The sequence below is a fragment of the uncultured Brevundimonas sp. genome (assembly GCF_937870815.1).
Lineage (GTDB): Bacteria > Pseudomonadota > Alphaproteobacteria > Caulobacterales > Caulobacteraceae > Brevundimonas.
On sequence record NZ_CALMZS010000111.1, the window covers coordinates 1 to 23,515 of the forward strand.

At 72.1% G+C, this 23,515-nt stretch carries 23 protein-coding genes; 10 read left to right on the top strand and 13 right to left on the bottom strand.

Translation table 11 applies throughout. The annotated features are described in order from the left end of the window. Positions 1-198: 198 nt before the first annotated feature. On the bottom strand, positions 199-1,383 hold the full coding sequence (locus tag Q0588_RS07080) for an N-acetylmuramoyl-L-alanine amidase (RefSeq protein WP_298745045.1): 1,185 nt from the start codon (positions 1,381-1,383) through the stop codon (positions 199-201). A 494-nt stretch (positions 1,384-1,877) separates the two neighbouring features. On the opposite strand from Q0588_RS07080, the gene Q0588_RS07085 reads away from it, so the two are divergent. From Q0588_RS07085 to mutL, 4 genes are all read left to right on the top strand, one after another. Beyond that, on the top strand, positions 1,878-4,502 hold the full coding sequence (locus Q0588_RS07085; protein ID WP_298745046.1) for a ribonuclease E/G: 2,625 nt from the start codon (positions 1,878-1,880) through the stop codon (positions 4,500-4,502). A 61-nt stretch (positions 4,503-4,563) separates the two neighbouring features. Next, positions 4,564-5,982, top strand: a complete 1,419-nt coding sequence (locus tag Q0588_RS07090; protein WP_298745047.1) for a M48 family metalloprotease — start codon at positions 4,564-4,566, stop codon at positions 5,980-5,982. Positions 5,983-6,001: 19 nt separating this feature from the next. Then, positions 6,002-6,808 carry a thioredoxin domain-containing protein gene (locus Q0588_RS07095; RefSeq protein WP_298745048.1) on the top strand — a complete coding sequence of 269 codons (807 nt, stop codon included), beginning with the start codon at positions 6,002-6,004 and terminating at the stop codon, positions 6,806-6,808. Positions 6,809-6,908: 100 nt separating this feature from the next. Next, the gene (mutL, locus tag Q0588_RS07100) at positions 6,909-8,762 is read left to right on the top strand and encodes a DNA mismatch repair endonuclease MutL (RefSeq protein ID WP_298745050.1); all 1,854 of its coding nucleotides are present in this window, start codon (positions 6,909-6,911) and stop codon (positions 8,760-8,762) included. Here the strand turns inward: mutL and rsmD are convergent. Together rsmD and Q0588_RS07110 are read right to left on the bottom strand one after the other, a co-directional pair. Continuing rightward, positions 8,711-9,340 (bottom strand): 16S rRNA (guanine(966)-N(2))-methyltransferase RsmD, encoded by a 630-nt coding sequence (gene rsmD / locus Q0588_RS07105; protein ID WP_298745052.1) that lies wholly within the window; start codon positions 9,338-9,340, stop codon positions 8,711-8,713. The genes mutL and rsmD overlap by 52 nt on opposite strands. Positions 9,341-9,343: 3 nt before the next feature. Further along, the gene (locus tag Q0588_RS07110; RefSeq protein ID WP_298745054.1) at positions 9,344-10,786 is read right to left on the bottom strand and encodes a pseudouridine synthase; all 1,443 of its coding nucleotides are present in this window, start codon (positions 10,784-10,786) and stop codon (positions 9,344-9,346) included. On the opposite strand from Q0588_RS07110, the gene tadA reads away from it, so the two are divergent. Next, complete coding sequence (gene tadA / locus Q0588_RS07115; protein ID WP_298745056.1) at positions 10,775-11,248, top strand: tRNA adenosine(34) deaminase TadA; 474 nt, start codon at positions 10,775-10,777, stop codon at positions 11,246-11,248. The genes Q0588_RS07110 and tadA overlap by 12 nt on opposite strands. 44 nt (positions 11,249-11,292) lie before the next feature. Beyond that, positions 11,293-11,697, top strand: a complete 405-nt coding sequence (locus tag Q0588_RS07120; RefSeq protein WP_298745058.1) for an MliC family protein — start codon at positions 11,293-11,295, stop codon at positions 11,695-11,697. Here Q0588_RS07120 and Q0588_RS07125 read toward each other — a convergent pair. Genes Q0588_RS07125 through Q0588_RS07135 form a run of 3 tightly spaced genes read right to left on the bottom strand, consistent with a single transcriptional unit; the run spans position 11,616 to position 13,950 of the window. Then, on the bottom strand, positions 11,616-12,281 hold the full coding sequence (locus Q0588_RS07125) for a GNAT family protein (RefSeq protein ID WP_298745060.1): 666 nt from the start codon (positions 12,279-12,281) through the stop codon (positions 11,616-11,618). The two genes, Q0588_RS07120 and Q0588_RS07125, sit on opposite strands and share 82 nt — an antisense overlap. Continuing rightward, the gene (gene aroB, locus Q0588_RS07130; protein ID WP_298745062.1) at positions 12,278-13,387 is read right to left on the bottom strand and encodes a 3-dehydroquinate synthase; all 1,110 of its coding nucleotides are present in this window, start codon (positions 13,385-13,387) and stop codon (positions 12,278-12,280) included. The genes Q0588_RS07125 and aroB overlap by 4 nt, the downstream gene beginning before the upstream one ends. After that, entirely contained in the window at positions 13,384-13,950 is a 567-nt protein-coding gene (locus Q0588_RS07135; protein WP_298745064.1) for a shikimate kinase, read from the bottom strand. The genes aroB and Q0588_RS07135 overlap by 4 nt, the downstream gene beginning before the upstream one ends. A 110-nt stretch (positions 13,951-14,060) precedes the next feature. On the opposite strand from Q0588_RS07135, the gene Q0588_RS07140 reads away from it, so the two are divergent. The 4 genes from Q0588_RS07140 (at position 14,061) to Q0588_RS07150 (ending at position 16,496) form a co-directional block, all read left to right on the top strand. Beyond that, on the top strand, positions 14,061-14,960 hold the full coding sequence (locus Q0588_RS07140; RefSeq protein WP_298745066.1) for a site-specific tyrosine recombinase XerD: 900 nt from the start codon (positions 14,061-14,063) through the stop codon (positions 14,958-14,960). Positions 14,961-14,977: 17 nt separating this feature from the next. After that, positions 14,978-15,202 (top strand): DUF1902 domain-containing protein, encoded by a 225-nt coding sequence (locus Q0588_RS07145; RefSeq protein ID WP_298745068.1) that lies wholly within the window; start codon positions 14,978-14,980, stop codon positions 15,200-15,202. A gap of 65 nt (positions 15,203-15,267) precedes the next feature. Continuing rightward, complete coding sequence (locus Q0588_RS16010; protein ID WP_366872718.1) at positions 15,268-15,462, top strand: type II toxin-antitoxin system HicA family toxin; 195 nt, start codon at positions 15,268-15,270, stop codon at positions 15,460-15,462. Positions 15,463-15,545: 83 nt separating this feature from the next. After that, on the top strand, positions 15,546-16,496 hold the full coding sequence (locus Q0588_RS07150; protein ID WP_298745071.1) for an acetyl-CoA carboxylase carboxyltransferase subunit alpha: 951 nt from the start codon (positions 15,546-15,548) through the stop codon (positions 16,494-16,496). An 89-nt stretch (positions 16,497-16,585) separates the two neighbouring features. On the opposite strand, the gene Q0588_RS07155 is transcribed toward Q0588_RS07150, so the two are convergent. From Q0588_RS07155 to Q0588_RS07185, 7 genes are all read right to left on the bottom strand, one after another. Continuing rightward, complete coding sequence (locus Q0588_RS07155; protein ID WP_298745085.1) at positions 16,586-18,358, bottom strand: ABC transporter ATP-binding protein/permease; 1,773 nt, start codon at positions 18,356-18,358, stop codon at positions 16,586-16,588. A 163-nt stretch (positions 18,359-18,521) separates the two neighbouring features. After that, positions 18,522-19,157 (bottom strand): squalene/phytoene synthase family protein, encoded by a 636-nt coding sequence (locus tag Q0588_RS07160; RefSeq protein ID WP_298745073.1) that lies wholly within the window; start codon positions 19,155-19,157, stop codon positions 18,522-18,524. Beyond that, on the bottom strand, positions 19,150-19,770 hold the full coding sequence (locus tag Q0588_RS07165) for a hypothetical protein (protein ID WP_298745075.1): 621 nt from the start codon (positions 19,768-19,770) through the stop codon (positions 19,150-19,152). Before Q0588_RS07165 ends, Q0588_RS07160 begins: the two co-directional genes overlap by 8 nt. 182 nt (positions 19,771-19,952) lie before the next feature. Then, positions 19,953-20,945: a protein translocase subunit SecF gene (secF, locus tag Q0588_RS07170; protein WP_298745077.1), complete on the bottom strand. Its 993-nt coding sequence runs from the start codon at positions 20,943-20,945 to the stop codon at positions 19,953-19,955. Continuing rightward, a complete protein-coding gene (secD, locus tag Q0588_RS07175; RefSeq protein ID WP_298745079.1) occupies positions 20,945-22,534 on the bottom strand; it encodes a protein translocase subunit SecD in 1,590 nt (529 codons plus the stop codon). Before secD ends, secF begins: the two co-directional genes overlap by 1 nt. 32 nt (positions 22,535-22,566) lie before the next feature. Next, positions 22,567-22,893: a preprotein translocase subunit YajC gene (gene yajC, locus Q0588_RS07180; RefSeq protein ID WP_298745081.1), complete on the bottom strand. Its 327-nt coding sequence runs from the start codon at positions 22,891-22,893 to the stop codon at positions 22,567-22,569. Positions 22,894-23,007: 114 nt separating this feature from the next. Beyond that, positions 23,008-23,515 (bottom strand): peptidoglycan DD-metalloendopeptidase family protein (locus tag Q0588_RS07185; protein ID WP_298745083.1); only part of this gene is annotated, 508 nt, incomplete at its 5' end.

The window sequence follows — 23,515 nt, forward strand, 5'->3', positions numbered from 1 at the left end:
GCGGCCAGCAGGCCGACGCCCGCCATCACGAACCAGCGTTCGGCAATCTTCACCTGATACTCCGAATGACGCGCCCGGCCGGCAGGTTTAGCCCGCGTCGCGCGCCGCCGCTAGACCGCATCCGCCCCCAGTCCCTTCGCCGGTTACTTCGAGAATGTTCCCCGGGCAGGGCCGGGGGACGGCGCGGGCGCGCCGCTCTCAGGGCTGGCCCGCCGCGCCCGCCGAGGCCATCTGCATCTCGCCGGCGGGCTCGCGGAAATAGCGGTCGATGCCCCCGGCCACGGCCCGCATCATCCGGCGCCGCGCGCGGGCGTCGTTGAGCAGCCGCTCGTCCTCCGGATTGGTGATGAAACCCATCTCCAGCAGCACCGCCGGCACGTCGGGGGCCAGCAGCACGGCCAGGCCGGCGTCCCGATGGCTGCGGCGCAGCAGCGGGCGGTCGGCGCCCTCGAGCTCGCCCAGCAGGGTGCGGGCCAGCCGGGCCGAGCGGTTCTGGGTGGCGCGCTGGGTCATGTCCAGCAGGATGCGGTCGACCGAGGCGTCGCGCCCGGGCAGATTCAGGCTGCGCTGCCAGTTGTCGCCGCGGGTGAACTCGCGCACGGCCCGGCCGGCGCCCTGCTCCGACAGGGTGTAGACGCTGGCCCCGCGCGTGGCCGGGTCGGCCCCGGCGTCGGCGTGCAGGCTGATGAACAGATCGGCCCCGGCCTGGCGGGCGATGGCCACCCGGCGGTCGAGACCGACATAGGCGTCGCCGTCGCGGGTCATCCGCACCCGGTAGCGTCCGCCGCGCTCCAGCTCATGCTTCAGCGCCCGGGCGGCGGCCAGGGTGACGGCGCTCTCGCGCGAAATGGCCCCGCTGGCGCCCGGGTCGCGGCCGCCGTGGCCGGCGTCGATGTAGATCAGCGGCCGTTCGGCCGGCCGCGGCGGCGCGGCCCGGCGCGGTCCGGCCCGGGTCGGGGCCCGGCCGGTGGCCTTGAGGTCGACGACATAGCGATAGTGGGCGACGCCGTCGCCGGGCGGCAGCAGGAAGCGGCGCTCGATCTCGGCGCTGGCGGCCAGGTCCAGTTCGAGACGCGACGCCGCCCCGGCCCGGGTCAGACGGAAATCCCGCACCAGGCCCTGGCCGGCCCCGCCGCGGCGCTCCGGCGGCGCGACCCCCGCGAGGCTCAGCACCACCTGGCCGTCGTCGCCGGCGCGGATCACCTCGCCGCGAGAGCTGCGGTCGAGATCGATGACCACCCGGGTGCGTTCGGCGTCGCCGCCGAACCTGACGCGCAGGATCTCGCCCGCGGCGCCCGAGGCCAGCCCCCGGCCCGCGGCCAGGGCGGCGATGGCGAACACCAGCACGCCCACGGCGGCCAGGCCGCGCGCGCGAACCGTCATCGCCCGGCCTGGCCCGGCGGCGCGAAACGCTGGTTTGATACGCCACAACCCGTGCATTCGATGGAAATCCACCTGCTGATTGACCGTATTATGGCCGTTCGGGATGGCCAACGGGTTAAGGCGGACGCCGCTTTCAATTCGCATGGGGGATGCCTATGCTTGCGCCGCTCGCGAACGATCGCGTCCCCCGCTTCGCCGGGCCGGACGCGCCCTCCTCGCGGCGTGACTTTCACCGATCCGAGAGCCGGCCGGCCCCGCCCGCCGATTCGACGACCGGGCCCGGGACGCCCTCTCGACGGCGCGTCCGGACCCAGGACCGTACTGAACCTTCATGGGCCACACCGCCTGCGCTCCCTTCCGGTCCGACTGGACCGACCTCGCCCCCGGCTCGCGCCGCGGCGACGGGACCGCGCAGGCCTCCGCCCGCAATCCCCTTCGGCGAGCCGCCTCACCCCCCAGCGGGGACGGCCGGGCGCGCCAGAAAGAAACACTCCATGTCAAAGACCATGTTGATCGACGCCGCCCACGCGGAGGAAACCCGCGTCGCGATCGTCGAGGGCCGTCAGATCGAGGAATTCGACTTTGAATCCCGCTCGAAGCGTCAGCTTCGGGGCAATATCTATCTCGCCAAGGTCACCCGGGTAGAGCCCAGCCTCCAGGCCGCCTTCGTCGAATACGGCGGCAACCGCCACGGCTTCCTGGCCTTCAACGAGATCCACCCGGACTATTATCAGATCCCGGTCGCCGACCGCGAGGCCATCATGGCCGAAGCGGCCACGGACGAGGACGACAGCGACGATCTCGGCCGCGAAAGCGCCGACGACGAGCACGAGGGCGGCCTGGCCGAGGAGGAACGCCTCAAGCGCCGGCTGATGCGGCGCTACAAGATCCAGGACGTCATCAAGCGCCGGCAGATCCTGCTCGTCCAGGTCGTCAAGGACGAGCGCGGCGGCAAGGGCGCCGCCCTGACCACCTGGCTGTCGCTGGCCGGCCGCTACTGCGTGCTGATGCCCAACACCGGCAAGGGCGGCGGCATTTCGCGCAAGATCACCCAGGCCACCGACCGCAAGCGCCTGAAGGCGGCCGCCGCCTCGCTGGACGTGCCGTCCGGCATGGGTCTGATCATCCGCACCGCCGGCGCCAAGCGCACCAAGGCCGAGATCCAGCGCGACTACGAATACCTGCTGCGCCTGTGGGAGACGATCCGCGAGACCACCCTGCGCTCCAACGCCCCCTCGCTGATCTACGAGGAGGAGAACCTCGTCCGCCGCGCCGTGCGCGACATGTTCGACAAGGATTTCGACGGCATCCAGGTGGAGGGCGTCGAGGGTTTCCGCGAGGCGCGCGACTTCATGCGGGTGCTGATGCCCTCGCAGTCGAAGAAGGTGCATCTTTACCAGGGGGCGCGGCCGCTGTTCGCCTCCAACGGCATCGAGGAGATGCTGACCCAGATCCACCAGCCGACCGTGCCCCTGAAGTCGGGCGGCTATCTGGTGATCAACCAGACCGAGGCCCTGGTCGCCATCGACGTCAACTCCGGCCGCGCCACCAAGGAGCGCAACGTCGAGGCCACCGCCTTCAAGACCAATATGGAGGCGGCCGTCGAGGCCGCCCGCCAGCTGCGCCTGCGGGACCTCGCCGGACTGATCGTCATCGACTTCATCGACATGGACGAGGCGAAGAACAACCGGGCCGTCGAGAAGGCGCTCAAGGACGCCCTGGCCAGGGACCGGGCCCGCATCCAGATGGGCCGCATCTCCGGCTTCGGCCTGATGGAGATCAGCCGCCAGCGCCGCCGCCTCGGCGTCATCGAGGGGGCCACCGAGGCGTGCCCGCACTGCCAGGGGGCGGGCCGCATCCGTTCGGCCGAAAGCGCCGCCCTGATGACCCTTCGCGCCGTTGACATCGAGGCCGGCCGCAACGGCGCCGGTTCGGTCACCCTGCGCGTCTGCACCGCGGTCGCCCTCTACATTCTCAACCACAAGCGCGACTATCTTCAGAGCCTGCTGACCCGACGCGGCCTGAACGTGATCATCCAGATCGACGACAGCCTCGCCCAGGGCGAGCACGCCCTCGAGCGCACCGAGACCAATGAGGACTTCACCCCGCCCGAGGGGGCGGAAACCTTCGTCGATCTCGACGACGACTTCGACGACAGCGCCTGGACCGACGACGAGGCCGGGGAGGAAGAGCTCCTCGACGACGTTGAGGACGAGGACGAGGATGCGCCCGACCGCGACGACGGCGACGACGCTGAATCCGGAGATCACGCGGAACGCCCCGAGGGCGGGCGCGGCCGCGGCCGGGGCCGGCGCCGGCGCGGCGGTCGCCGCGACGAGGGCGAAGCTCCCGCGGCCGAGGCCCCGGCCATGCCCGAGGACGACGACAGCGAGGCCGGGCGACGCCGTCGCCGCGGCCGTCGCGGCGGACGGCGGGTGCGTGAGGAGGGCGGCGATCGCGACGCCTTCTTCTGGGTCCGCGGCCGCACGCCGTCCCTGGACGACCCGTACATCTGGTTCGACCCCATCAATCCCGCCGCCTCGGCTCCGCGTCCCGCCGAAGCCGAAGTCGGGGCCGCGGAGGCGCCGCGCGACCGGATCGAGGCCGAGACCGGCGAGGCCGGCGACCGGCCCGGCCGTTCGCGCCGGCGGCGGGGCCGCGGGCGCGGCCGCGACCGCGCCGACCGCGACCTGAACGTCGCCGCCGACGGCGACGCCGCCCCCGGCGGCGAGCCGACGGGAGAGCCGGCGCCGGACGCCCCGACGCCGATGATTGTCGCCGGGGAGGTCGGGACGACGGCCCCGCCGCCGGTCGAGGAGCCCCGGCGCCGGCGGGTCCGCCGCAAGGTCACGGGCGGGGTCGTGGAAGCCGCCGAGCCGGCCCCCGAGCTCGAGACCCCTCAGCTCGAGGTCCCGGAGATAGAGGTCGAGGCGATCGAGGCCGAAGCCCCCGCCCCGCTCACGGACCCGGCCGCCGGGACCGGGGCCGCGCCGGCGGCCCTGGTCGAGCCCGTGGCGCCCCCCGCGCCCGAGATCGACGTCGCCACCCTGATCGCCGACGATCCCGCCCAGATCGTCACCCCGCCCGAGAAGCCCAAACGGGGATGGTGGCGCCGTTGAATGGCCGCGATTAGAGAGTGAGGATCGGGGCGGGGGCGATCGACGGTAGCGGGAGTACGCCATGAACCGGCTGACCAGACACGCCGCCCGCCTGCTCGGGGCCGCCGCCGCCGCCGGCCTGCTCTGGTCCGCCGCGCTCCCGGCCTCGGCCCGGGAGCCGAGCGCCATCCGCGACACCGAGATCGAGACCATCATCCATGAATGGGCCGATCCGGTGTTCACGGCCATGGGCCTGGAGCCGGCCGAGGTCGAGATCCTGCTGATCGGCGACGCCGAGCTGAACGCCTTCGCCACCCGCGGGCGGATCATGGGACTGAACACCGGCCTGATCCTGCGGACCCGCAATCCCAACGAACTGCTCGGCGTCATCGCCCATGAGGCCGGCCATATCCGCAATCGCCACACCCTGCGCGACGGGGCCCAGGACGCCGGCATGCAGCCGATGCTGATGACCATGGCCCTGGGCGCCCTGGCCATCGCCGCGGGCGCGCCCGACGCCGGCGCCGTGCTGCTCGGCAACAGCCAGTATTTCGGAACCCTCAGCGCCCTGCGCTACATGACCCACCAGGAGGGCGAGGCGGACAACACCGGCGCCCGGGCCCTGGCATCGGCCGGCGAGTCCGGCCGCGGGCTGGTCACCTTCTTCGAGAATTTCCGCTCGCAGGAGGTGTTCTCCGACGCCCGCCGGTTCCCCTATTTCCGCAGCCATCCGCTGTCGTCGGACCGTATCGAGAACCTGCGCCGCTTCGTGGCCGAACAGCCGAGCTACGGCCGCCGGGACAGTCCGGAGCGGATGGCCCAGCATGCGCTGGTGCTGGCCAAGATCCACGCCTTCATGGACGACCCGCGTTCCGCCCTGCGCGACTATCCCGAGACCGACGCCACCCTGCCCGCCCGCTACGCCCGCGCCATCGCCTGGTATCGGGACGGCCAGACGGACCGGGCCCTCGCGGCGGTCGACGCCCTGCTCGCCGAACAGCCCGACAATCCGTATTTCTGGGAGCTGAAGGGCCAGATCCTGTTCGAGGAAGGGCGGCCGGAAGAGGCCATCGGGGCCCACCAGCGTTCCGTCGACCTGCTGCCCAATGCGCCGCTGCTGCGCATCAACCTCGGTCATGCGCTGATCGAGACCCGCGACCCGGCCCGGCTGGAGGCCGCGGTCGATCACCTGAAGCGGGCCGCCGCCCTGGAGAAGGACAACAGCATGGCCTGGCGGCTGCTGGCCCAGGCCTACGACAGCCAGGGCAAGGAGGGCGAGGCCCGCCTGGCCTCGGCCGAGATGTATTTCGCCTCCGGGGCCGGGCGTCAGGCCACCCAGTTCGCGCTGCGCGCCCGGGACCTGCTGGAGCCCGGCTCGGCCGAATGGACCCGGGCCATGGACATCGTCTTCGCCTCGGGCGCGACCCAGGAGGACGTCGACGACCTCGACCGCCGCAACGACCAGCGCCGACGCCCGGGCGTCATTCCGGCCGGCGGCTGAAACCCCCTTCGAGACCCCCATGACCCAGACGCCCGAACCCAGATCCCCGTCCGCGCCGTCCGGCCGCCTGCTGTCCGGCGGGCGGGCCGGCGTGGCCGCCCTGGCGGTGTCGGCGGCGGCGCTGCTCGTGGCGCTCGCCCCTTACGTCTCCGGCGCGGATTTCGGCGCACGGGTCAGGGCCTATCTGCTCCAGAATCCCGAAGTGCTGCAGGAAGTCAGCGTCGCCCTCGAGCAGCGGGCCCTGCAGCAGCAGGTCGCCGACGGCCGCCGGAAGGCCGCCGAGATCACCGCCCGGGTCGCCGCCAATCCGGGCCTGCTCACCGTCGACGCCCGCGACGCCGCCTTCGGGCCGGCCGACGCCCGGGTGACGGTGATTGAGTTCTTCGACTTCCGCTGCCCCGGCTGCAAGGCCACCGCGCCCGAGGTGCTGCGCCTGATGCAGGTCCATCCCGACGTCCGCTTCGTGTTCAAGGACTGGCCGATCCTCGACGGCGCGGCCAACGGCGTGTCGCACCATGCGGCGCGGGCGGCGCAGGCCGCGCACCGGCAGGGCAAATACCTGCCGGTCTTCCGGGCGCTGATGGCCGCGCCGGCGCTGTCGGAACCGGCGATCGACGCCATCCTGCAGGCCAACGGCGTGTCCCTGCCCGAGGCCGAGGCGGCCATGACCAGCCCCGACCTCGCCCGCCACATGGCCGACATGCAGACCTCGGCGATGGCCATGGGCCTCGCCGGCACCCCGACCTTCTTCGTCAACGGCCGGGCCATGGAGTCGATCGAGCCGGCCGCCCTCGACCGGGCGATCCGCGCGGCCAAGGCGGACTGAGGCCCGGCCCGACCTGTCCCCAGCCGATCGCGACTGAACCACAGCGCGAGACAGGACGGCGCTTCTCCCGCCCGGCGGATCAGCCCATACTTCCGCGTTCATGCCCATCCGCCGCCTGCCGCCCGAGACCGTCAACCGCATCGCCGCCGGCGAGGTGGTCGAACGGCCGGCCAGCGCCATCAAGGAGCTGGTCGAGAACGCCCTCGACGCCGGCGCGACGCGGATCGAGGTGCAGGCCGACGGCGGCGGCCTGAGCCGCATCCTGATCGCCGACGACGGTCACGGCATGGCCGCCGACCAGCTGGCCCTGGCGGTCGAGCGCCACGCCACCTCCAAGCTGGAGCCCGACGACGCCGGCGACGTCGACCTGCTGCGCATCTCCACCCTCGGCTTCCGCGGCGAGGCCCTGCCCTCGATCGGTTCGGTGGCCCGGCTGACCATCACCAGCCGCTCGCGGGACGGCGGCGACGCCCACGCCATCACCGTCGAGGGCGGCGACCAGCGCCCGGTCGCCCCGGCCGGCTTCCCCGGCCCGCACGGCGCCCGGGTCGAGGTCCGCGACCTGTTCTACGCCACCCCGGCCCGGCTCAAATTCATGAAGTCCGGGCGGGCCGAGGCCATGGCCATCTCCGAGGAGATCAAACGCCAGGCCATGGCCCATGAGGCCGTGGCCTTCACCCTCGACCTCGACGGCAGGACTGCGCTGCGCCTGCCTGCGGAACATCCCGGCGACCACGGCAGGCTCAGGCGCCTCGCCGCCCTGCTCGGCCGCGACTTCGAGGCCAACGCCCTGCTGATCGACCAGCAACGCGACGGAGTCCGGCTGAGCGGCTATGCGGGCCTGCCGACCTACAGCCGCGGCAACGCCGGCCACCAGTATCTGTTCGTCAACGGCCGGCCGGTGAAGGACCGGCTGCTGCAGGGCGCCCTGCGCGGCGCCTACGCCGACTTCCTCGCCCGCGACCGGCACCCGGCGGCGGTGCTGTTCCTCGACATCGACCCGCTCTACGTCGACGTCAACGTCCACCCGGCCAAGGCCGAGGTCCGCTTCCGCGATCCCCAGATGGTGCGCGGCCTGATCGTCGGGGCCCTGCGCCACGCCCTCGCCGGGGCCGGCCACCGCGCCTCGACCACGGTGGCGGCGGACGCGCTGGCGGGCTTCACCGCCCACGAGGGCGTGGGGCGGGGGGTGTGGGGTGTGGGGGCGGCCGGCGGCGGGGCCCAGGGCTGGTCCGGCTGGACCGGCTGGTCGGCTCCCACCACCGCCATGGCCCAGACCCTCCCCGGCCTCAACGATCGCAGCGCCCGCGTGGAGCCGGTCCCGGGCGACCCCTACACCCCACACCCCACACCCCACGCCCCCGCCGACATCGACCTCCCGCTCGGCGCCGCCCGGGCCCAGCTGCACGGCACCTATATCGTGGCCCAGACCCGCGACGGACTGGTGGTGGTCGACCAGCACGCCGCCCACGAACGCCTCGTCTACGAGCGGATGAAGGTCCAGATGGCCGCCGGCTCGGTGACCCGCCAGGCCCTGCTCACCCCCGAGGTGGTCGAACTCGATCCGGCCGAGGCCGAGCGCGTCTCGGCCCGCGCCGACGAACTGGCCCGGCTGGGCCTGATCGTCGAGCCGTTCGGCGCCGGGGCGGTGCTGGTCCGCGAGACCCCCGCCCTGCTCGGCGACACCGACGTCCAGGGCCTGATCCGCGACATCGCCGACGACCTGGCCGAACACGGCGCGGCCCTGGCCCTGTCGGAGCGTCTCGGCGAGGTCTGCGGGACCATGGCCTGCCACGGCAGCGTCCGCGCCGGCCGCGTCCTTTCGGCCCCCGAGATGAACGCCCTGCTGCGCCAGATGGAGGCCACCCCCCACTCCGGCCAGTGCAACCACGGCCGCCCGACCTATGTCGAGCTCAAGCTGGCCGATCTGGAGAAGCTGTTCGGCAGAAGGTGACCCTCTCCCTCCGGGGAGAGGGATCGCAGGAACAGCACCCGCGCGGCGCCGTAGTCGCGCGCGTCCAGCCGGTCATAGCCGGGCGTGTCGATCTCCGGCTCGTCCGAGCCGCGCTCGAACACCACCACCGCCCCCGGCTTCAGCCAATTCCCCTCCCGCAGCCGGACCAGGGTCTGTTCGCCCAGCCCCTTGCCATAGGGCGGGTCGAGGAAGGCCAGGTCGAAGGCCTCGCCGTCCGAACCGGGCCGCACGCCCAGGTCGACGGCGCTGCGCCGGTGCACCCGCGTCCGCCCCATGAGACCATAGGCGTCGGCGTTTTCGCGGATGGCCCCGCGCGCCTCGTCGTCGGTCTCCACGAACAGGGCGAAGGCCGCGCCCCGGCTGATCGCCTCGAAGCCCAGCGCCCCCGACCCGGCATACAGGTCGATGACGCGCGCGCCCTGAAGCGGCCCGGCCCAGGCGGCGTGCTCCAGCACATTGAACACGGCCTGCCGCGCCCGGTCCGAGGTCGGGCGGGTGCCCTGCCCCTCCGGCGCGACGATGGCCCGGCCCTTGAGGCTGCCGGCGACGATCCGCATCGATCAGCCGCCGGATCGCGGACCACGCGGACCGCCACCGGGGGCGCCGCCGCCCGGCCGCTTGCCGCCCGGCGGATTGCTGCGGCTTCCCCCGCCGCGCTTGAAGCCGCCCGCGACCCCTTCGCCCCGGGGCGCCCCGCCCTCGCGGGCCTTGAACGGCCGCTTCGGACGATCGCCGGCCGCCGCCGGCTTCGCGAACGAGCGCTCGCCGCGCGGCCTGTCGATGAACTGGTCCTCGCGCGGCTTGAAGGCGCGCTTCGGCCGGTCGCCGGCCGCCGCCTCGCCCTCGGGCCGGGCGCGCGGCGTGAAATTCTTTTTCGGATGCTCGAATTTCGGCGAGGCCCTGGCCCAGCCCGGCTTCTTCTGCGGCCGGGCGGCGCGTTCGGCGGCCGCATCGGCGGCGGCCCCGGCCGCCCGCACCCGGCTCGGCTTGCGCGACGGATCGGAGAGGGCCGAACCCGACGCGCCCGTCCTGATCGGCGCCGAGGTGCGGCGACCGGGGATCGGCGCCGGGGTCGCCACCGTATTCCCCGTCGGCAGGTTCTCCGGCCGGATATGCTGGGCCAGCAGTTCGCGGATCACCCGCGGCCCGACCTCCTCGACCGACCCGGTCGGCAGCGTCCCCAGCTGGAACGGCCCGTAGGCCAGGCGGATCAGCCGGTTCACGGTCAGGCCGAGGTGCTCCAGCACCTTGCGGACCTCCCGGTTCTTGCCTTCGGTGATCGAGACGCTGATCCACAGGTTGGCGGGGGCGGCGCCCTCGCTCTCTTTCGCCTTGTCCAGCGTCGCCTCGATCGGGCCGTAGCGGACGCCGTCGACGGTGACGCCGTCCTTCAGCGCGTCCAGCTGGGCCTGGGTCACCCGGCCGCGCGCCCGGGCCCGGTACTGGCGCACCAGCTCCGTCGACGGCAGCTCCAGCGCCCGGCTCAGCTCGCCGTCATTGGTCAGCAGCAGCAGGCCCTCGGTGTTGAGGTCCAGCCGCCCGACCGAGATCACCCGCGGCAGGCCGCTGGGCAGGGCGTCGAACACGGTCGGCCGCCCGGCCGGGTCGGTATGCGAGGTCAGCAGTCCGGCCGGCTTGTGGTAGCGCCACACCCGGGTCGCCTGGGCCGAGCCGATCGGCTTGCCGTCCACCGTGATGACGTCGTCGCGGCTCACCAGGGTCGCCGGGGTGTCGAGAATCTTGCCGTTGACCGCCACCTTGCCGAGGCCGATCAGCCGCTCGACCTCGCGGCGCGAGGCGATGCCGGCCCGGGCCATGGCCTTGGCGATGCGCTCGCTGCGCTTCGGGCCCTCGTCGGCCTTCGGGCCCGGCCTGACGCCCTTGCCGAAGTCCCCGCCGCCGGCCTTCGGAGCGCCCTTGGCGAAGGCCTTGCGGGGGCCGGCGCGATCGCCGTCTTGACGGGGACGCGGCTTCTTGTCGTTGTCTCGGGGATGGCTGGCCATGATGAGCGGTTCATGCACATGGCCTTGGCCTGTGCGCAAGCGGCGGCGGAGGCGGGAGAGACTCCGGTCGGCTGCGTCATCGTCGACGAATCGACCGGCGAGGTCGTGGCCGAGGGCCGCAACGGGCCCGTCGGCGCCCATGATCCCACCGCCCACGCCGAGATCGTCGCCCTGCGCGCGGCCGCCGCGAAACGGGGCAACTACCGCCTGACCGGACTGACCCTCTATGTGACGCTTGAGCCCTGCGCCATGTGCGCCGGAGCCATCAGCCACGCCCGCATCGGCCGGGTCGTCTGGGGCGCCGACGACCCCAAGGGCGGCGCCGTGATCCACGGCCCGCGCTTTTTCGACCAGCCGACCTGCCACTGGCGGCCGGCCATCGCCGGCGGGGTCCTCGCCGGGCGCGGGGCCGATCTGCTGCGCGCCTTCTTCCGCGCCCGCCGCAAGGGAACGGCCGGATGAGCGAGGCGTTGAACCGCCCACCCCCTGCGGCAAGGCTTGTGCTGATGCGTCTGATGCCCCTCGCCGCCGCGGCCGCCCTGGTTCTGACCGGCTGCGGCCCCAGGCCCGCCGAGGCGCCCACCGACGGCGAAGCGGTGCGTGAGCGCGCCCAGACGGCCCAGACCGCCCAACGCCGCACCGGGGCCGAGATCCAGCAGCGGGCGCTCAACCGCGTCATCCGCACCGTCTATCTGTGCAACAACGGCGAGCGGCTGTCGGTCGACTTCGACAATCCGCGCGAGATGGCCACCGTCCGCAACTCCAACGGTGAGGCCATCGACCTGTTTCAGGAACGCGCCGCCTCCGGGCTCTGGTATCGCGCCTCCGGCTATGAGCTGCGCGGCGAGGGCGTCATGGCCCGCTGGACCGCCGACGGCCGCGAACCCACCGACTGCCGGGCGGTCGACTGACCGAACGTCGCCAGCCGCTCGTCCAGGCGCGCCCGCACGACGGGCCAGTCCTGGTCGGTCACCGAGAACATGACCGTGTCGCGGATCCGCCCGGTGTGGGTGATCTTGTGCCGGCGCAGCACGCCCTCGCGCACCGCCCCCAGCTTGGCGATCGCCGCCTGGCTGCGGGCGTTGACCGCGTCGGTGATGATCTCGACCCGGACGACGCCGCTGTCGAAGGCGTGCTGCAGCAACAGCCGCTTGCTGGCCGGATTGACCACGCCGCCCCGCGCCTCCGGATGGTAGAAGGTCGAGCCCAGCTCCACCCGGCGATGCCGGGGAAACAGGTCGAGCAGGCTGCTGGTCCCGACGATCCGGCCGTCCTCCAGCCGGCGCACCGCATAGGGCGTGTCGCGTCCGGCTTCCAGGCGCTCGACCGCCCCGTCCCACCACGGATCGAAATGCTCGCCCCAGGCCGTCGACGCCATAATCGCCCACGCCGCCTCGTCGACGTTCAGCGCCGCCCGCACAGCCTCCTTCAACTCCGGCGTGAAGGGCTCCAGCCGCACCCAGCGGTTCTCCAGCACGAGTGGCTCGATCCTCATCCGGCGGCGATCTCCCGCTCAAGGAAGGCCCTCACCGCCGTCGCATCGACGTCCTTGGCCACGACGGCCTCTCCCACGCCGCGGGCGAGGATCAGGGTCAGGCGGCCGGCCTCGGCCTTTTTGTCGCCGGCCATTCTCTTGAGCAGGGCGGCGCTTCCGAATCCCCCCGCCTGCGCCACCCGGGTCGGCAGGCCGGCCGCCGCGATGACGGCTTCGGCCCGCTCCGCCTCCCCCGCCGGGCACAGCCCCTGCGCCGCCGAGAACCGGAACGCCAGGGCGCAGCCCAGGGCCACCGCCTCGCCGTGGGTGAGCCTCGTCTCGTCGAAGCCCAGCTCGGCCTCGATGGCGTGGCCGAAGGTGTGGCCGAGGTTGAGCAGGGCGCGGCGGCCGGCCTCCTTCTCGTCCTCGCCGACGATGGCGCTCTTGATCTCGACCGAACGCACCACGGCCCGTTCCAGCGCCGCCGGATCGCCCGCCGCCCCCACCGCGCCGTCGCCGGCCAGCCAGTCGAAGAAGGCGGGATCGCAGATCAGGCCGTGCTTCAGCACCTCGGCCCAGCCCGAGCGCAGCTGCCGGCCCGGCAGGGTCGCCAGCACGTCGATGTCGGCCACCACCAGCCGCGGCTGGTGAAACGCGCCGACCAGATTCTTGCCGCGCGGCGTGTCGATCGCGGTCTTGCCGCCGACCGATGAATCCACCTGGGCCAGCAGGGTGGTCGGGACCTGGACGAAGTCGACGCCGCGCATGAACAGGGCCGCCGCCAGCCCGGCCAGATCGCCGACCACGCCCCCGCCCAGCGCCACCACCACATCCTGGCGATCGAGCCCGAAGGCCAGCAGCCGGTCGATGACCCGCTCGAGCTCGGCGAACGACTTGGACCCCTCGCCGGGCGGCACGGTCAACAGGCGGCCGGGAACCCCCGCCGCCTTCAGCGAGGCCAGGGCCGCCTGGCCGTGCAGCCGAGCCACGGTCTCGTCGGTGATGACCACGGTGCGGCCCTGGGCCAGCGGGGCCACGCGGGCGCCCAGCGTCCCCAGCAAGCCGCGGCCGACGACGACCTCATAGGGACGGAACCCGGCGCCCGACACCTCGACCACCGCGGTCATGCGCCCGCCTCCGGCGCGTGAGCGGCGAAATGGGCCTCCAGCGCCGCGACGATGGTCTCGACCGCGTGGGGATGCGCGCCGCCGCCGACGTCGACCACGAGGTCGGCGGCGGCGTAGACCGGGTAGCGCGCCTCGGCCAAGGCCTTGAGCGTCTCCAGCGGGTCGCGGCCGCGCAGCAGGGGCCGCGTGTCGCGCCGCTGGACGCGTTTCGCCACGGTCTCCAGATCGACCCTCATCCACACGGTCACGGCCCGCTCCCTCAGCAGGGCCCGGGTGTCGGGGCTGAGAATGGCCCCGCCGCCGGTCGCCAGCACCATGCGCGGCCCCTCCAGCAGCCGTTTCATCACCCGCGCCTCCCCGGCCCGGAATTCCGCCTCGCCCAGTTCGGCGAAGATGTCCGACACGGTCATCGCCGCCGCCGCCTCGATCTCGACGTCGCCGTCGGCGAAGGGCAGGCCCAGCCGCCGCGCCAGCCGCCGCCCGACCGTCGATTTCCCCACCCCCATCAGCCCGACCAGGGCTATGGTGCGGCGATGGACCGGAATCGGTCCGTCCCCGCTCATGGCCGGCCTCCCGCGAGGCGGGGCGACGGCGGAACGGACGGCGGCAGGCAAGGCGTCATGACCCGACCACCCTTTACACCAGGCGCCGCCGACGCAAAGCGGTCCCGCGCATGACCACGCCCCAGGTCGAGGCCTTTCTCGAGATGATGGCGGTCGAACGCGACGCCTCGCCCCACACCCTGTCGGCCTACGGCCGCGACCTGGCCGACGCCGAGGCGGCCCTGCCCGGCGGGTTGATGGCCGCGGACGAGGCGGCGGTCGAGGCCTGGTACGCCGGCCTGGGCGCCCGCGGCCTGTCCCCCGCCACCCAGGCGCGCCGGCGCTCCGCCCTCCGCCAGTTCTACCGCTTCGCGCTCGGCGAAGGCTGGCGCGAGGACGATCCGTCCCGCCGGCTCGACGCTCCGAAGCAGGGCCGCACCCTGCCGAAGACGCTCGGCCGCGACGAGATCGAACGCCTGCTCGCCGCCGCCTCGGCCCGCGACGGCGCCGCCGGCCTGCGCCTCGTCGCCCTGGTCGAGCTGGCCTACGCCTCCGGCCTGCGGGTGTCCGAGCTGCTGGGGCTGCGGGTCGAGGCGGTGCGCCGCGATCCCGCCTTCCTGATCGTGCGCGGCAAGGGCGGCAGGGAACGGCTGGCCCCGCTCAACGCCTCGGCCCGCGCCGCCGTCAAGGCCTGGCTGGGCGTCCGCGACGCCGCCCGGCCGGCGCGGGCCGCCGACAGTCCGTGGCTGTTCCCGTCGTCCTCGGCCAGGGGCCATCTGACCCCGCGCCGCTTCGCCCAGCTGCTCGACCAGGCCGCCGTGGACGCCGGCCTCGACCCGGCCCGGGTCAGCCCCCATGTCCTGCGCCACGCCTTCGCCACCCACCTGCTCGAGGGCGGCGCCGACCTGCGCGTGGTCCAGACCCTGCTCGGCCACGCCGACATCGCCACCACCCAGATCTACACCCACGTCGCCACCGACCGCCTGGCCGAGGTGGTGCGCAGCAAGCATCCCTTGGCGCGGGACGACTGACGGGGCATACTCAAGCCATGGCTCGGTCATTCTATGTCAAAGCGTTCTGGGATCCCGAAGGGAATGTCTGGTGCAGCGAGTCGGATATCCCCGGCCTTGTCCTGCAAACCGGCACGCTTGAGGAGTTCGAGGATTTGATCCGGCATTTCGCGCCGGATCTGCTCGCCTCCAACCTCGGCGTTCACGAGCCGGTTGCGATCCGTTTTGAGGCTGTTCGTCAGCTCGATCTGGCGGCAGCCTGACCACGTTGCGGATTTTATCTCCCGGTTAGCTTCGAGGCTTGAACCGACGCACCGGGGGATTCGAAGTGCCAAATCACTACTACCGGGAACTAACCAGGCGCCTCTCTGACGCCGGATTTTCTCACGTCCCTGGCGGCAAGGGGAGCCATGAAAAATGGCGGCAGAGGCAGACGGGGATTCAAGTCACCGTCCCATCGAAGCCACTGCGTCATATGGCGAATGAAATCCTCAAACAGGCCGGCCTGCCCAAGGCCTTCTGAACCCCGCTTGCCCCCCGGCGTCGTCCCCACTAGGTTCCGCCGCCTTCCGTTGCGCTGTGACGCGCGCCTGTTCCGGACGCCTGATGGCCGCCCACTATCTCGAATTCGAAAAGCCGATCGCCGATCTGGAGGCGAAGATCGAGGAGCTGAACCTGCTCTCCTCGACCTCGGGCTCGTTCGACGCCGAGGTCGAGGGCCTGCGCAGGAAGGCCGGGCAGCTGCGCCGCAAGATCTACGCGAACCTCGATCCGTGGATGAAGACCCAGGTCGCCCGCCACCCGCAACGGCCGCATTTCATCGACTATGTCGAGGGCCTGTTCACCGACTTCGTCGAGCTGAAGGGCGACCGCCAGTTCGGCGACGACCAGGCCATTCTCGGCGGCCTTGCCCGCTTCCGCGGCCAGGCCGTGGTGGTCATGGGCCACGAGAAGGGTCACGACACCCAGACCCGCCTGACCCATAATTTCGGCATGGCCCGGCCCGAGGGCTATCGCAAGGCCGTGCGGCTGATGGACCTGGCCGAACGCTACGGCCTGCCGGTGCTGACCTTCGTCGACACCGCCGGCGCCTATCCGGGCCTCGGCGCCGAGGAACGCGGCCAGGCCGAGGCCATCGCCCGCTCGACCGAACGCTGCCTGACCCTCGGGACGCCGCTGATCGCCACCGTCACCGGCGAGGGCGGTTCCGGCGGGGCCATCGCCATCGCCGCCGCCGGACGGGTGCTGATGCTCGAACACTCGATCTATTCGGTGATCTCGCCCGAGGGGGCGGCCGGCATCCTGTGGCGCGACGGCGCCCGGGCGCGCGAGGCCGCCATGGCCATGAAGATCACCGCCCCCGACCTGCTCGAGCTGAAGATCGTCGACCGCATCATTCCCGAACCGGTCGGCGGCGCCCATGCCGATCCGGCCGCGGCGATCGGGGCGGTCGGCGACGTCCTGGCCGACGAACTGGCCGCCCTCTCCGCCCTTTCCGCCGAGCAGATCCGCCAGGCCCGGGCCGACCGCTTCTACGCCATCGGCCGCCCCGGCTGAGGGTTTCGTCACCCCTTCGGCGACGGTCGTCCGGCTAGCCATGCCTCCATGTCGAGCGACCTCGCGCGCATGGTGGCGAGGAAATTCGGTCAGACCGGCTGACGTTCGGTCCGCGCCCCGCGCGTCTGCTTGCGCCACAGCGCCGCATACTCCCCGCCCTGGCGGGCCACCAGTTCGTGGTGCGCCCCGCGTTCGACGATCCGGCCGGCCTTGAGCACGAGGATCTGGTCGGCGTCGGCGATGGTCGACAGCCTGTGGGCGACCACCAGGGTGGTCCGGCCGGTGCGCGCCCGACGCAGGGTCTTCTGGATCGCCGCCTCGGTGCGGCTGTCGAGCGCGCTGGTGGCCTCGTCGAGGATCAGGATGCAGGGATCGGCCAGCAGGGCCCGGGCGATGCCGACCCGCTGGCGCTCGCCGCCCGACAGCTTCAGCCCCCGCTCGCCGACCATGGTGTCCATGCCCTGCGGCAGGGCGCGGATGAAGTCGCCCAGTTCGGCGGCGTCGGCCGCGGCCCAGATCGCCGCCTCGTCGGCGTCGGGCCGGGCGAAACCGATGTTGGCGCGGATGGTGTCGTTGAACAGGGCGACGTCCTGGGGCACCAGCGCCACCGCCGCCCGCAGCGAGTCCTGGGTCACCCGGCGCACGTCGACGCCGTCGATCCGCACCGTCCCCTGCCCCGGATCGAGCAGGCGCAGGGCCAGTTTGACGATGGTCGACTTGCCCGCCCCCGACGGGCCGACCAGGGCCGTCGTGGTGCCCGGCGCGGCGACAAAGCTGACGTCCTCCAGGCCGCCGGCGCGGGCCTCGTGGCGGAACCCCACGCCCTCGAAGGCGAGGGCCGCGCCCGGCGCGTCCACGGGCCGGGGCAAGGGGCCGGCGTCGGCCGCATCGGCCACCTGGGGCGTCTGACGCGTCACCTTCAACATTTCCTCCATATCTATGAAGGACTGACGGATTTCCCGATAGGCGAAGCCCAGGATGTTGAGCGGTGCATACAGGGAGAGCATGATCAGCACGGCGGCCGTCACGTCGCCGGGGCCCATCCGGCCCGCCGCCGCCTCGAACCCGGCCATCACGGCCATGATCGCGAGGCCGAGGTTCATGATCACCGCCTGCACGATGTTCAGCAGGGCCAGGGAGCTGTTGGCCTTCAGCGCCGCCCGCGTATAGTCGCCCAGCGCCATGTCATAGGCCCGGGCGGCGCGCGCCTCGGCCCCGAACGACTTGACCGTCTCATAATTCAGCAGGGCGTCGACCGAGACCCCGGCCGCCTGGGTGTCGGCCGCGTTCATCTCGCGCCGGTGCTCGATGCGCCAGTTCGACAGGGCGAAGGTGGCGACGGCGTAGATGGCCACCACGGCCACGGCCACGGCCCCGAAGCGCCAGTCGTACCTGCCGGCCAGCACGGCCGCGGCCAGCGCCAGCTCGACCCCGGTGGGAATCAGGTTGAAGGCGAGGATGCGCATCAGGAAATCGACCGCCCGCGCGCCCCGGTCCATGGTCCGCGACAGCGCCCCCGAGCGTTTGGTCTGGTGGAAGTCGAGCGACAGGCTGAGCGCGTGCGCGAAGGTCTCCGCCGCCGCCGTGCGCTGGGCCGCCGACCGCACCGGCGCGAACACCACGTCGGAGGCGTTGGGGGCCACGGCCGCCAGCAGGCGTATGAAGGCCCAGCCGACCGCGAAGGCGGCGAAGCTCCAGGCCAGGGCGACCCCCGTCCCCTGCCCGGCCGCCAGCCGGTTCACGGCCGCGCCCAGCGCCAGCGGGGCCAGCACGCCCAGCGCCTTGCCGCCGAGGGTCATGGCGACCGCCGCCGTCAGCCTCAGGCCCAGTTGCGGCGCGTTCGAGCGCCGCACCAGCCGCATCAGGTCGTAGAACGCCCGGCCCGTCGGCGGGCCTTTCGCCAGATCGGCCGGAGGTCCGCCCCGCGCCGCACCGGCCCCCGAATCGTCCCGCCGTCCGGCCCGTTCGCCCAGTCTCGCCATGGGGGCCATATGGGCCGCGCCGCCGCGCTTGGCAAAACCTCGCTCAGATCCGCCCGGTCAGCGAGGCCCAGACCAGGCGCAGCCGTCTGCCCGCCCCGGCGCCGGAGGGCCTGGTCAGCGCCGCATGGGCGACCGCCGGAAAGGCGACCGCCGGCAGGGACCTCAGGGCCGCCCGGGCCGCGCTCCGGGCGGCCCTCGCCTCATCCGTCCGGCCGGTCTGCATCAACCCCCAGACCCGTCCCGCCCCGGCGACGGCGACGTCATGGCCCGGCCCGGCCAGCAGCCGCGCCGCCGTCTGCATCGGACCGACATGGAAGGCGTCCAGGTCGTGCGGTTCGCCCCGCACCCGGCCGATATGGGCCTCGATCAGGGCGTCGAACGGCGCCCGCCCCAGGCCGTGGCGGGCGACGACGTCCGTCAGCGCCTCCAGCACCGGGTGGCCCTTGCGCGCTGCGCCCGCGAACACCCCGTCCAGCTGCTCGCGCCACCAGGCGTAGCGCATCTCGGCCAGCAGCGGCTGGGTCACGCGCGTCGGAATGGCCCGCAGTTCGGCCTCGAACGCATACAGGGCGATCAGGTCCGCCCGCGCCCGGGCGTCGGCCACGAACCGGCTCGACAGCCAGCGGTCCGGATCGGCCGCGCGGACCTGTTCATCCAGCAATGCGGCCGGATCAGCCAAACAGCGTCTGGTACATCGCCATGGCGGTCAGCATCGGCAGCGACAGCAGCATGTTGGTGCGGCTGCCCAGCATGGCCACCCGGGCGGCCTTGGCCTTGGCGTCGTCATCGACCACGACCATGCCCAGGGCCCGCTTCTGGTTCGGCCAGATGATTCCCCAGACGTTGAGGAACATGACGATGGCCAGCCAGACGCCGACGCCCAGCAGAGTGTAGCCCTTCTGGTCCTCGGTCAGGCCGCCGACGAGGCCGAAGCTCAGCACCTCGACGGCATAGGCGTGGCCGCGGCTGAACGCCAGGGCGAGGCCCGCCAGCACCGTGGCCAGCGCCGACCAGCGGAACCAGAACAGGGCCTCCGGGGCGATATGTTTGCCGACCGCCGGCTTCAGCTCGGCCGGGATCGCCGGCATGATCCGGATCTGGACGAAGTTGAAATACCACAGCAGCCCGATCCACAGGATGCCGGCGACCACATGGGTCCAGCGGAACACCGCCTGCCAGAAGATCAGGTCGAAGCCGCCCGGCGCGACGCTGCCGAAGGCGTAGATCATCACCGCCGCCAGCGCGAGGCTCAACAGCACGGTGGAGCGGAAGTTCGCAAGCAGATTGCCCATGGTTCGCCCCTCCCCGGGCGAGAATCGTTGAAGCGCGAGCATAGCGCCTGTTGAGGGCGACAAACACCGATAGAGTTTAGGGACTTTCGAGCCAACCGTTGTCATCCTGTGTATTGGCGCGGCCTGATGCGGCAATACACAGGATGACAAGACTCCGGATCATTCTCAGATGCTTATGGCCCCTACGGTCGGCTGGCCATGCCCAGCTTGACCGGCGTGGCGTCGTCGGCGGCCCCGCCGCCGCGCCTGACCCCCCACAGCAGGATGATCGGCGCGGCCACATAGACCGACGAATAGGTGCCGATGATGATGCCGGCCATCAGGGCGATGGAGAATCCGAACAGGGCCTCGCCGCCGAACACCGCCAGGGCCGCCAGCACCATGATCGCCGTGACGCCGGTGATGACGGTCCGCGACAGCGTCTCGTTGATCGACAGGTCGATCACCTCGCGCAAGGGCATCTGCTTGTATTTGCGCAGGTTCTCCCGCAGGCGGTCGAACACCACGACGGTGTCGTTCATCGAATAGCCGATCACCGTCAGGATGGCGGCGACCATGTTGAGGCTGAATTCCAGCCGCATCAGCACGATCAGGCCGAACACCAGGATGACGTCGTGCATCAGGCCGGCGATGGCGCCGAGGCCGAACTGCGGCTCGAACCTGAACCAGATGTAGGCGAACATCAGCACCACGGCGAGGCCGAGCGCCAGCATGCCCGAGGTGAACAATTCGCCCGACACCTTGGAGCCCACGACGGCGACGTCCGAATAGGCCACCTCGCCGACCGCGGCGGTGATCGCCGCCTCGACCTGGTTGACGACCTCGGTCTGGTTGCGGCCCGCCGGGATCTGGAAGCGCACGATGGCGGTGGAGCCGTCGTTGACGTCCGTGCCGCGCCGCGCGATGCCCTGCACCCCGACGTCGCCGAGGCCGAGGTCACGCACCGCTCCGCGCAGGTCGTCGAGGGCCACGACCTGGCCGGCCGGCTTGGAGACCTCCATCGAGGCCCCGCCGCGGAAGTCGATGCCCATGTTCAGGCCCGGGTAGAAACAGCCGACGATCGAGGCGATCACCAGCACGGCCGACAGGGCGCCGAAGGCCTTCGAGAACCTGACGAACTGAAGATTCGTCTTGACCGGCAGCAGTTTGATCAGGGGCCATCCACGCATCGCCATCACTCCGAGATCGGCAGTTTTTTGGGCCTGGCGACCTTGAGCCACCAGGCCAGGGCGACCTGTGCGACCAGCACGGCCGACAGCATCGAGGTGAAGACGCCGATGGTCAGCGTCCAGGCGAAGCCGCGCACCGGACCGGCCCCGAACACGAACATGATCAGGGCCGCCACCAGGGTGGTCAGATTGGCGTCGATGATGGTGCCCATGGCCTTGTTGAAGCCGGCGTCGAGCGAGGCGATCACCGATCGGCCGGCCCGCGCCTCGTCACGCATCCGCTCGTAGATCAGCACATTGGCGTCGACCGCCACGGCGAAGGTCAGCACCAGGCCGGCGATGCCGGGCAGGGTCAGGGCCGCGCCGGTCATCGACATGGCGGCGATGATCAGCAGGCCGTTGAGCAGCAGGCCGACGATCGAGATGCCGCCGAACAGGAAGCCGTACGACAGCAGCATGAACACCAGGATGATGATGAAGCCGATGGTGGTCGACAGGGCGCCCGCGGCCACAGCGTCGGCGCCCAGTTCGGCGGTCACCGTGCGGCGCTCCTCGACCCGCAGCGGCGCCGGCAGGGCCCCGCCGTTGAGCAGGCCGACCAGTTCGGCGGCCTCCTCGATGCTGAAGCTGCCCTCGATGATGCCCTCGCCGCCGGTGATGGCGCTGCGGATGACCGGGGCCGAGATGACCTCGCCGTCGAGGATGATGGCGAAGGGCTTGCCGATGTTGGCGGCGGTGGCCTCGCCGAAGCGCCGCCCGCCGGCGCTGTCGAAGCGGAAGCCGATGGCGGTCTGCCGGTTCTGGTCCTGGGTGACGAAGGCCCGGGTCAGGTTCTCGCCCGAGACCAGCACCCGCTTCTTGACGAGGTAGGGGGCGCCGTTCTCGTCCGCGACCACCTCGGAATCGGGCGGCGGGAAGCCGGCCAGGGCCTCCTCGACCGAATTTTCCATATCGACCATCTGGAAGGTCAGCTGGGCCGTCTTGCCGATGGTCCGCTCCAGCTGGGCCGGATCGCTCTCGCCCGGGGCCTGGATGACGATCCGGTCGGCGCCCTGGCGGGTGATCGACGGCTCGCGCGTCCCCAGATTGTCGATCCGGCGGCGCACCACCTCGATCGACTGGGTCACCGCGTCCGCGGCCATCGCGTCGACCGCCTGCTGGGTGTAGGCGTAGCGGATGCGGCCCCCGCCCAGACGCTGAACGGTGCGGTCGGCGATCGGTTCTCCGCCGCCCGAAACCAGCCCGCGCATGGCTTCCAGCGCCAGGTCCGAGGCCGCCGGGTCGGCCAGGGTGACGATCACCCCGGCCCCTTCGCGCACGATCCCGGAGATGTCGACGCCGGCCTCGCCGAGCACGGTCCGCGCGTCCTCGCCGAGGTTGGTCAGGCGTTTCTCGCGCATGGCCGGGACGTCGACCTCGAGCAGCAGGTACGACCCGCCCTGCAGGTCGAGTCCGAGGTTGACCCCGCTCTTCGGCAGCCAGCCCGGCAGCGCCGCCCTCTGCTCGGCGCTCAGCAGGTTCGGCCAGGCGAACAGCAGGCCGAACGCGAAGGACAGGGCGAGAAGGATGACCTTCCAGCGCGACAGATGAATCATGCGGGCTTCCCCGACCTTTCAGAGCGCCGGGATCAGGCCTTGGAGACCGGCTTGGTGTCGTTGGCGGCGACGCCGGTGCGGTCGCGCACCTGGGCGATCATGGTCTTGACGACGCGGACGTTGACGCCCTGGGCGATCTCGACCATGGCCTCGTCGTTCTCGACCCGGGTGATCTTGCCGATCATGCCGTTGGACAGCACCACCGTGTCGCTCCGCTTCAGCGTCGCGATCATCTCGCGGTGGGCCTTGGCCTGTTTCATCTGCGGGCGGACCAGCAGCAGATAGCCCATGATTCCGATCAGGATGATCGGAGCGAAGCTGATCAATTGGGCCATCAGGCCCCCGTCTGTGGCAGTCATCTGCGAATCTCTGGATGCCGGGCCGCGCCGCGCCCCTTGAAAATGAGGCGCGGAACCTAGGGCGCGCCGCCTCACATTGCAACGCGGCGCCCGGGCGGCGGCCCGTCCCCTGCGTCAGCGCGGCAACACGCTCAGCGGATCGATCGCGGTCGGCTCGTCGCCGCGCATCCGCCAGGTCTCGAAATGGATCGAGGGCCGCCCGTCGCCGGCCGTCGTGCCGACCGTGCCGATGGCCTGGCCCGCCTGCACGTCGTCGCCGTCGCGGACGGTGGCCGCGCCGAGATGGCCGTAGACCGATCGCCAGCCGTCGCGGTGGACGATCAGCACCGTCAGCCCCTGGCCGGCCAGGTCGTCGCCGACATAGCCGACCCGGCCGGCCGCCGCGGCCCGCACCTCGGCCCCCTCGGCCGCGCCGATGTTGACGCCGTTGTTGCGCTCGCCCATGCCGACCGGGCCGAAGCGGCGCAGGATGTCGCCGCGCACCGGCCAGTCCAGGCTCATCGTCGTCGCGGCGGGCGGCGAGGCGGCCGGTCCGGCCGTGGCCGCCGACTCGCGCGGCGGCGGCGGCGGGGGCGGGGGCGGGGGCGTCGCCTCGTCCGGCACATGGACCCCGCCCGGCGAC

Bases quoted from the DNA above. Each gene is read 5' to 3' on its own strand.
- yajC (WP_298745081.1), bottom strand. From the start codon at position 22,893: ATGACTGCCACAGACGGGGGCCTGATGGCCCAATTGATCAGCTTCGCT.
- Q0588_RS07165 (WP_298745075.1), bottom strand. From the start codon at position 19,770: ATGGGCAATCTGCTTGCGAACTTCCGCTCCACCGTGCTGTTGAGCCTC.
- Q0588_RS07085 (WP_298745046.1), top strand. From the start codon at position 1,878: ATGTCAAAGACCATGTTGATCGACGCCGCCCACGCGGAGGAAACCCGC.
- Q0588_RS07135 (WP_298745064.1), bottom strand. From the start codon at position 13,950: ATGAGCGGGGACGGACCGATTCCGGTCCATCGCCGCACCATAGCCCTG.
- Q0588_RS07090 (WP_298745047.1), top strand. From the start codon at position 4,564: ATGAACCGGCTGACCAGACACGCCGCCCGCCTGCTCGGGGCCGCCGCC.
- rsmD (WP_298745052.1), bottom strand. From the start codon at position 9,340: ATGCGGATCGTCGCCGGCAGCCTCAAGGGCCGGGCCATCGTCGCGCCG.
- tadA (WP_298745056.1), top strand. From the start codon at position 10,775: ATGGCTGGCCATGATGAGCGGTTCATGCACATGGCCTTGGCCTGTGCG.
- Q0588_RS07080 (WP_298745045.1), bottom strand. From the start codon at position 1,383: ATGACGGTTCGCGCGCGCGGCCTGGCCGCCGTGGGCGTGCTGGTGTTC.
- mutL (WP_298745050.1), top strand. From the start codon at position 6,909: ATGCCCATCCGCCGCCTGCCGCCCGAGACCGTCAACCGCATCGCCGCC.
- Q0588_RS07140 (WP_298745066.1), top strand. From the start codon at position 14,061: ATGACCACGCCCCAGGTCGAGGCCTTTCTCGAGATGATGGCGGTCGAA.
- Q0588_RS07150 (WP_298745071.1), top strand. From the start codon at position 15,546: ATGGCCGCCCACTATCTCGAATTCGAAAAGCCGATCGCCGATCTGGAG.
- Q0588_RS07145 (WP_298745068.1), top strand. From the start codon at position 14,978: ATGGCTCGGTCATTCTATGTCAAAGCGTTCTGGGATCCCGAAGGGAAT.
- secF (WP_298745077.1), bottom strand. From the start codon at position 20,945: ATGGCGATGCGTGGATGGCCCCTGATCAAACTGCTGCCGGTCAAGACG.
- Q0588_RS07110 (WP_298745054.1), bottom strand. From the start codon at position 10,786: ATGGCCAGCCATCCCCGAGACAACGACAAGAAGCCGCGTCCCCGTCAA.
- aroB (WP_298745062.1), bottom strand. From the start codon at position 13,387: ATGACCGCGGTGGTCGAGGTGTCGGGCGCCGGGTTCCGTCCCTATGAG.
- secD (WP_298745079.1), bottom strand. From the start codon at position 22,534: ATGATTCATCTGTCGCGCTGGAAGGTCATCCTTCTCGCCCTGTCCTTC.
- Q0588_RS07120 (WP_298745058.1), top strand. From the start codon at position 11,293: ATGCGTCTGATGCCCCTCGCCGCCGCGGCCGCCCTGGTTCTGACCGGC.
- Q0588_RS07095 (WP_298745048.1), top strand. From the start codon at position 6,002: ATGACCCAGACGCCCGAACCCAGATCCCCGTCCGCGCCGTCCGGCCGC.
- Q0588_RS07155 (WP_298745085.1), bottom strand. From the start codon at position 18,358: ATGCGGCTGGTGCGGCGCTCGAACGCGCCGCAACTGGGCCTGAGGCTG.
- Q0588_RS07125 (WP_298745060.1), bottom strand. From the start codon at position 12,281: ATGAGGATCGAGCCACTCGTGCTGGAGAACCGCTGGGTGCGGCTGGAG.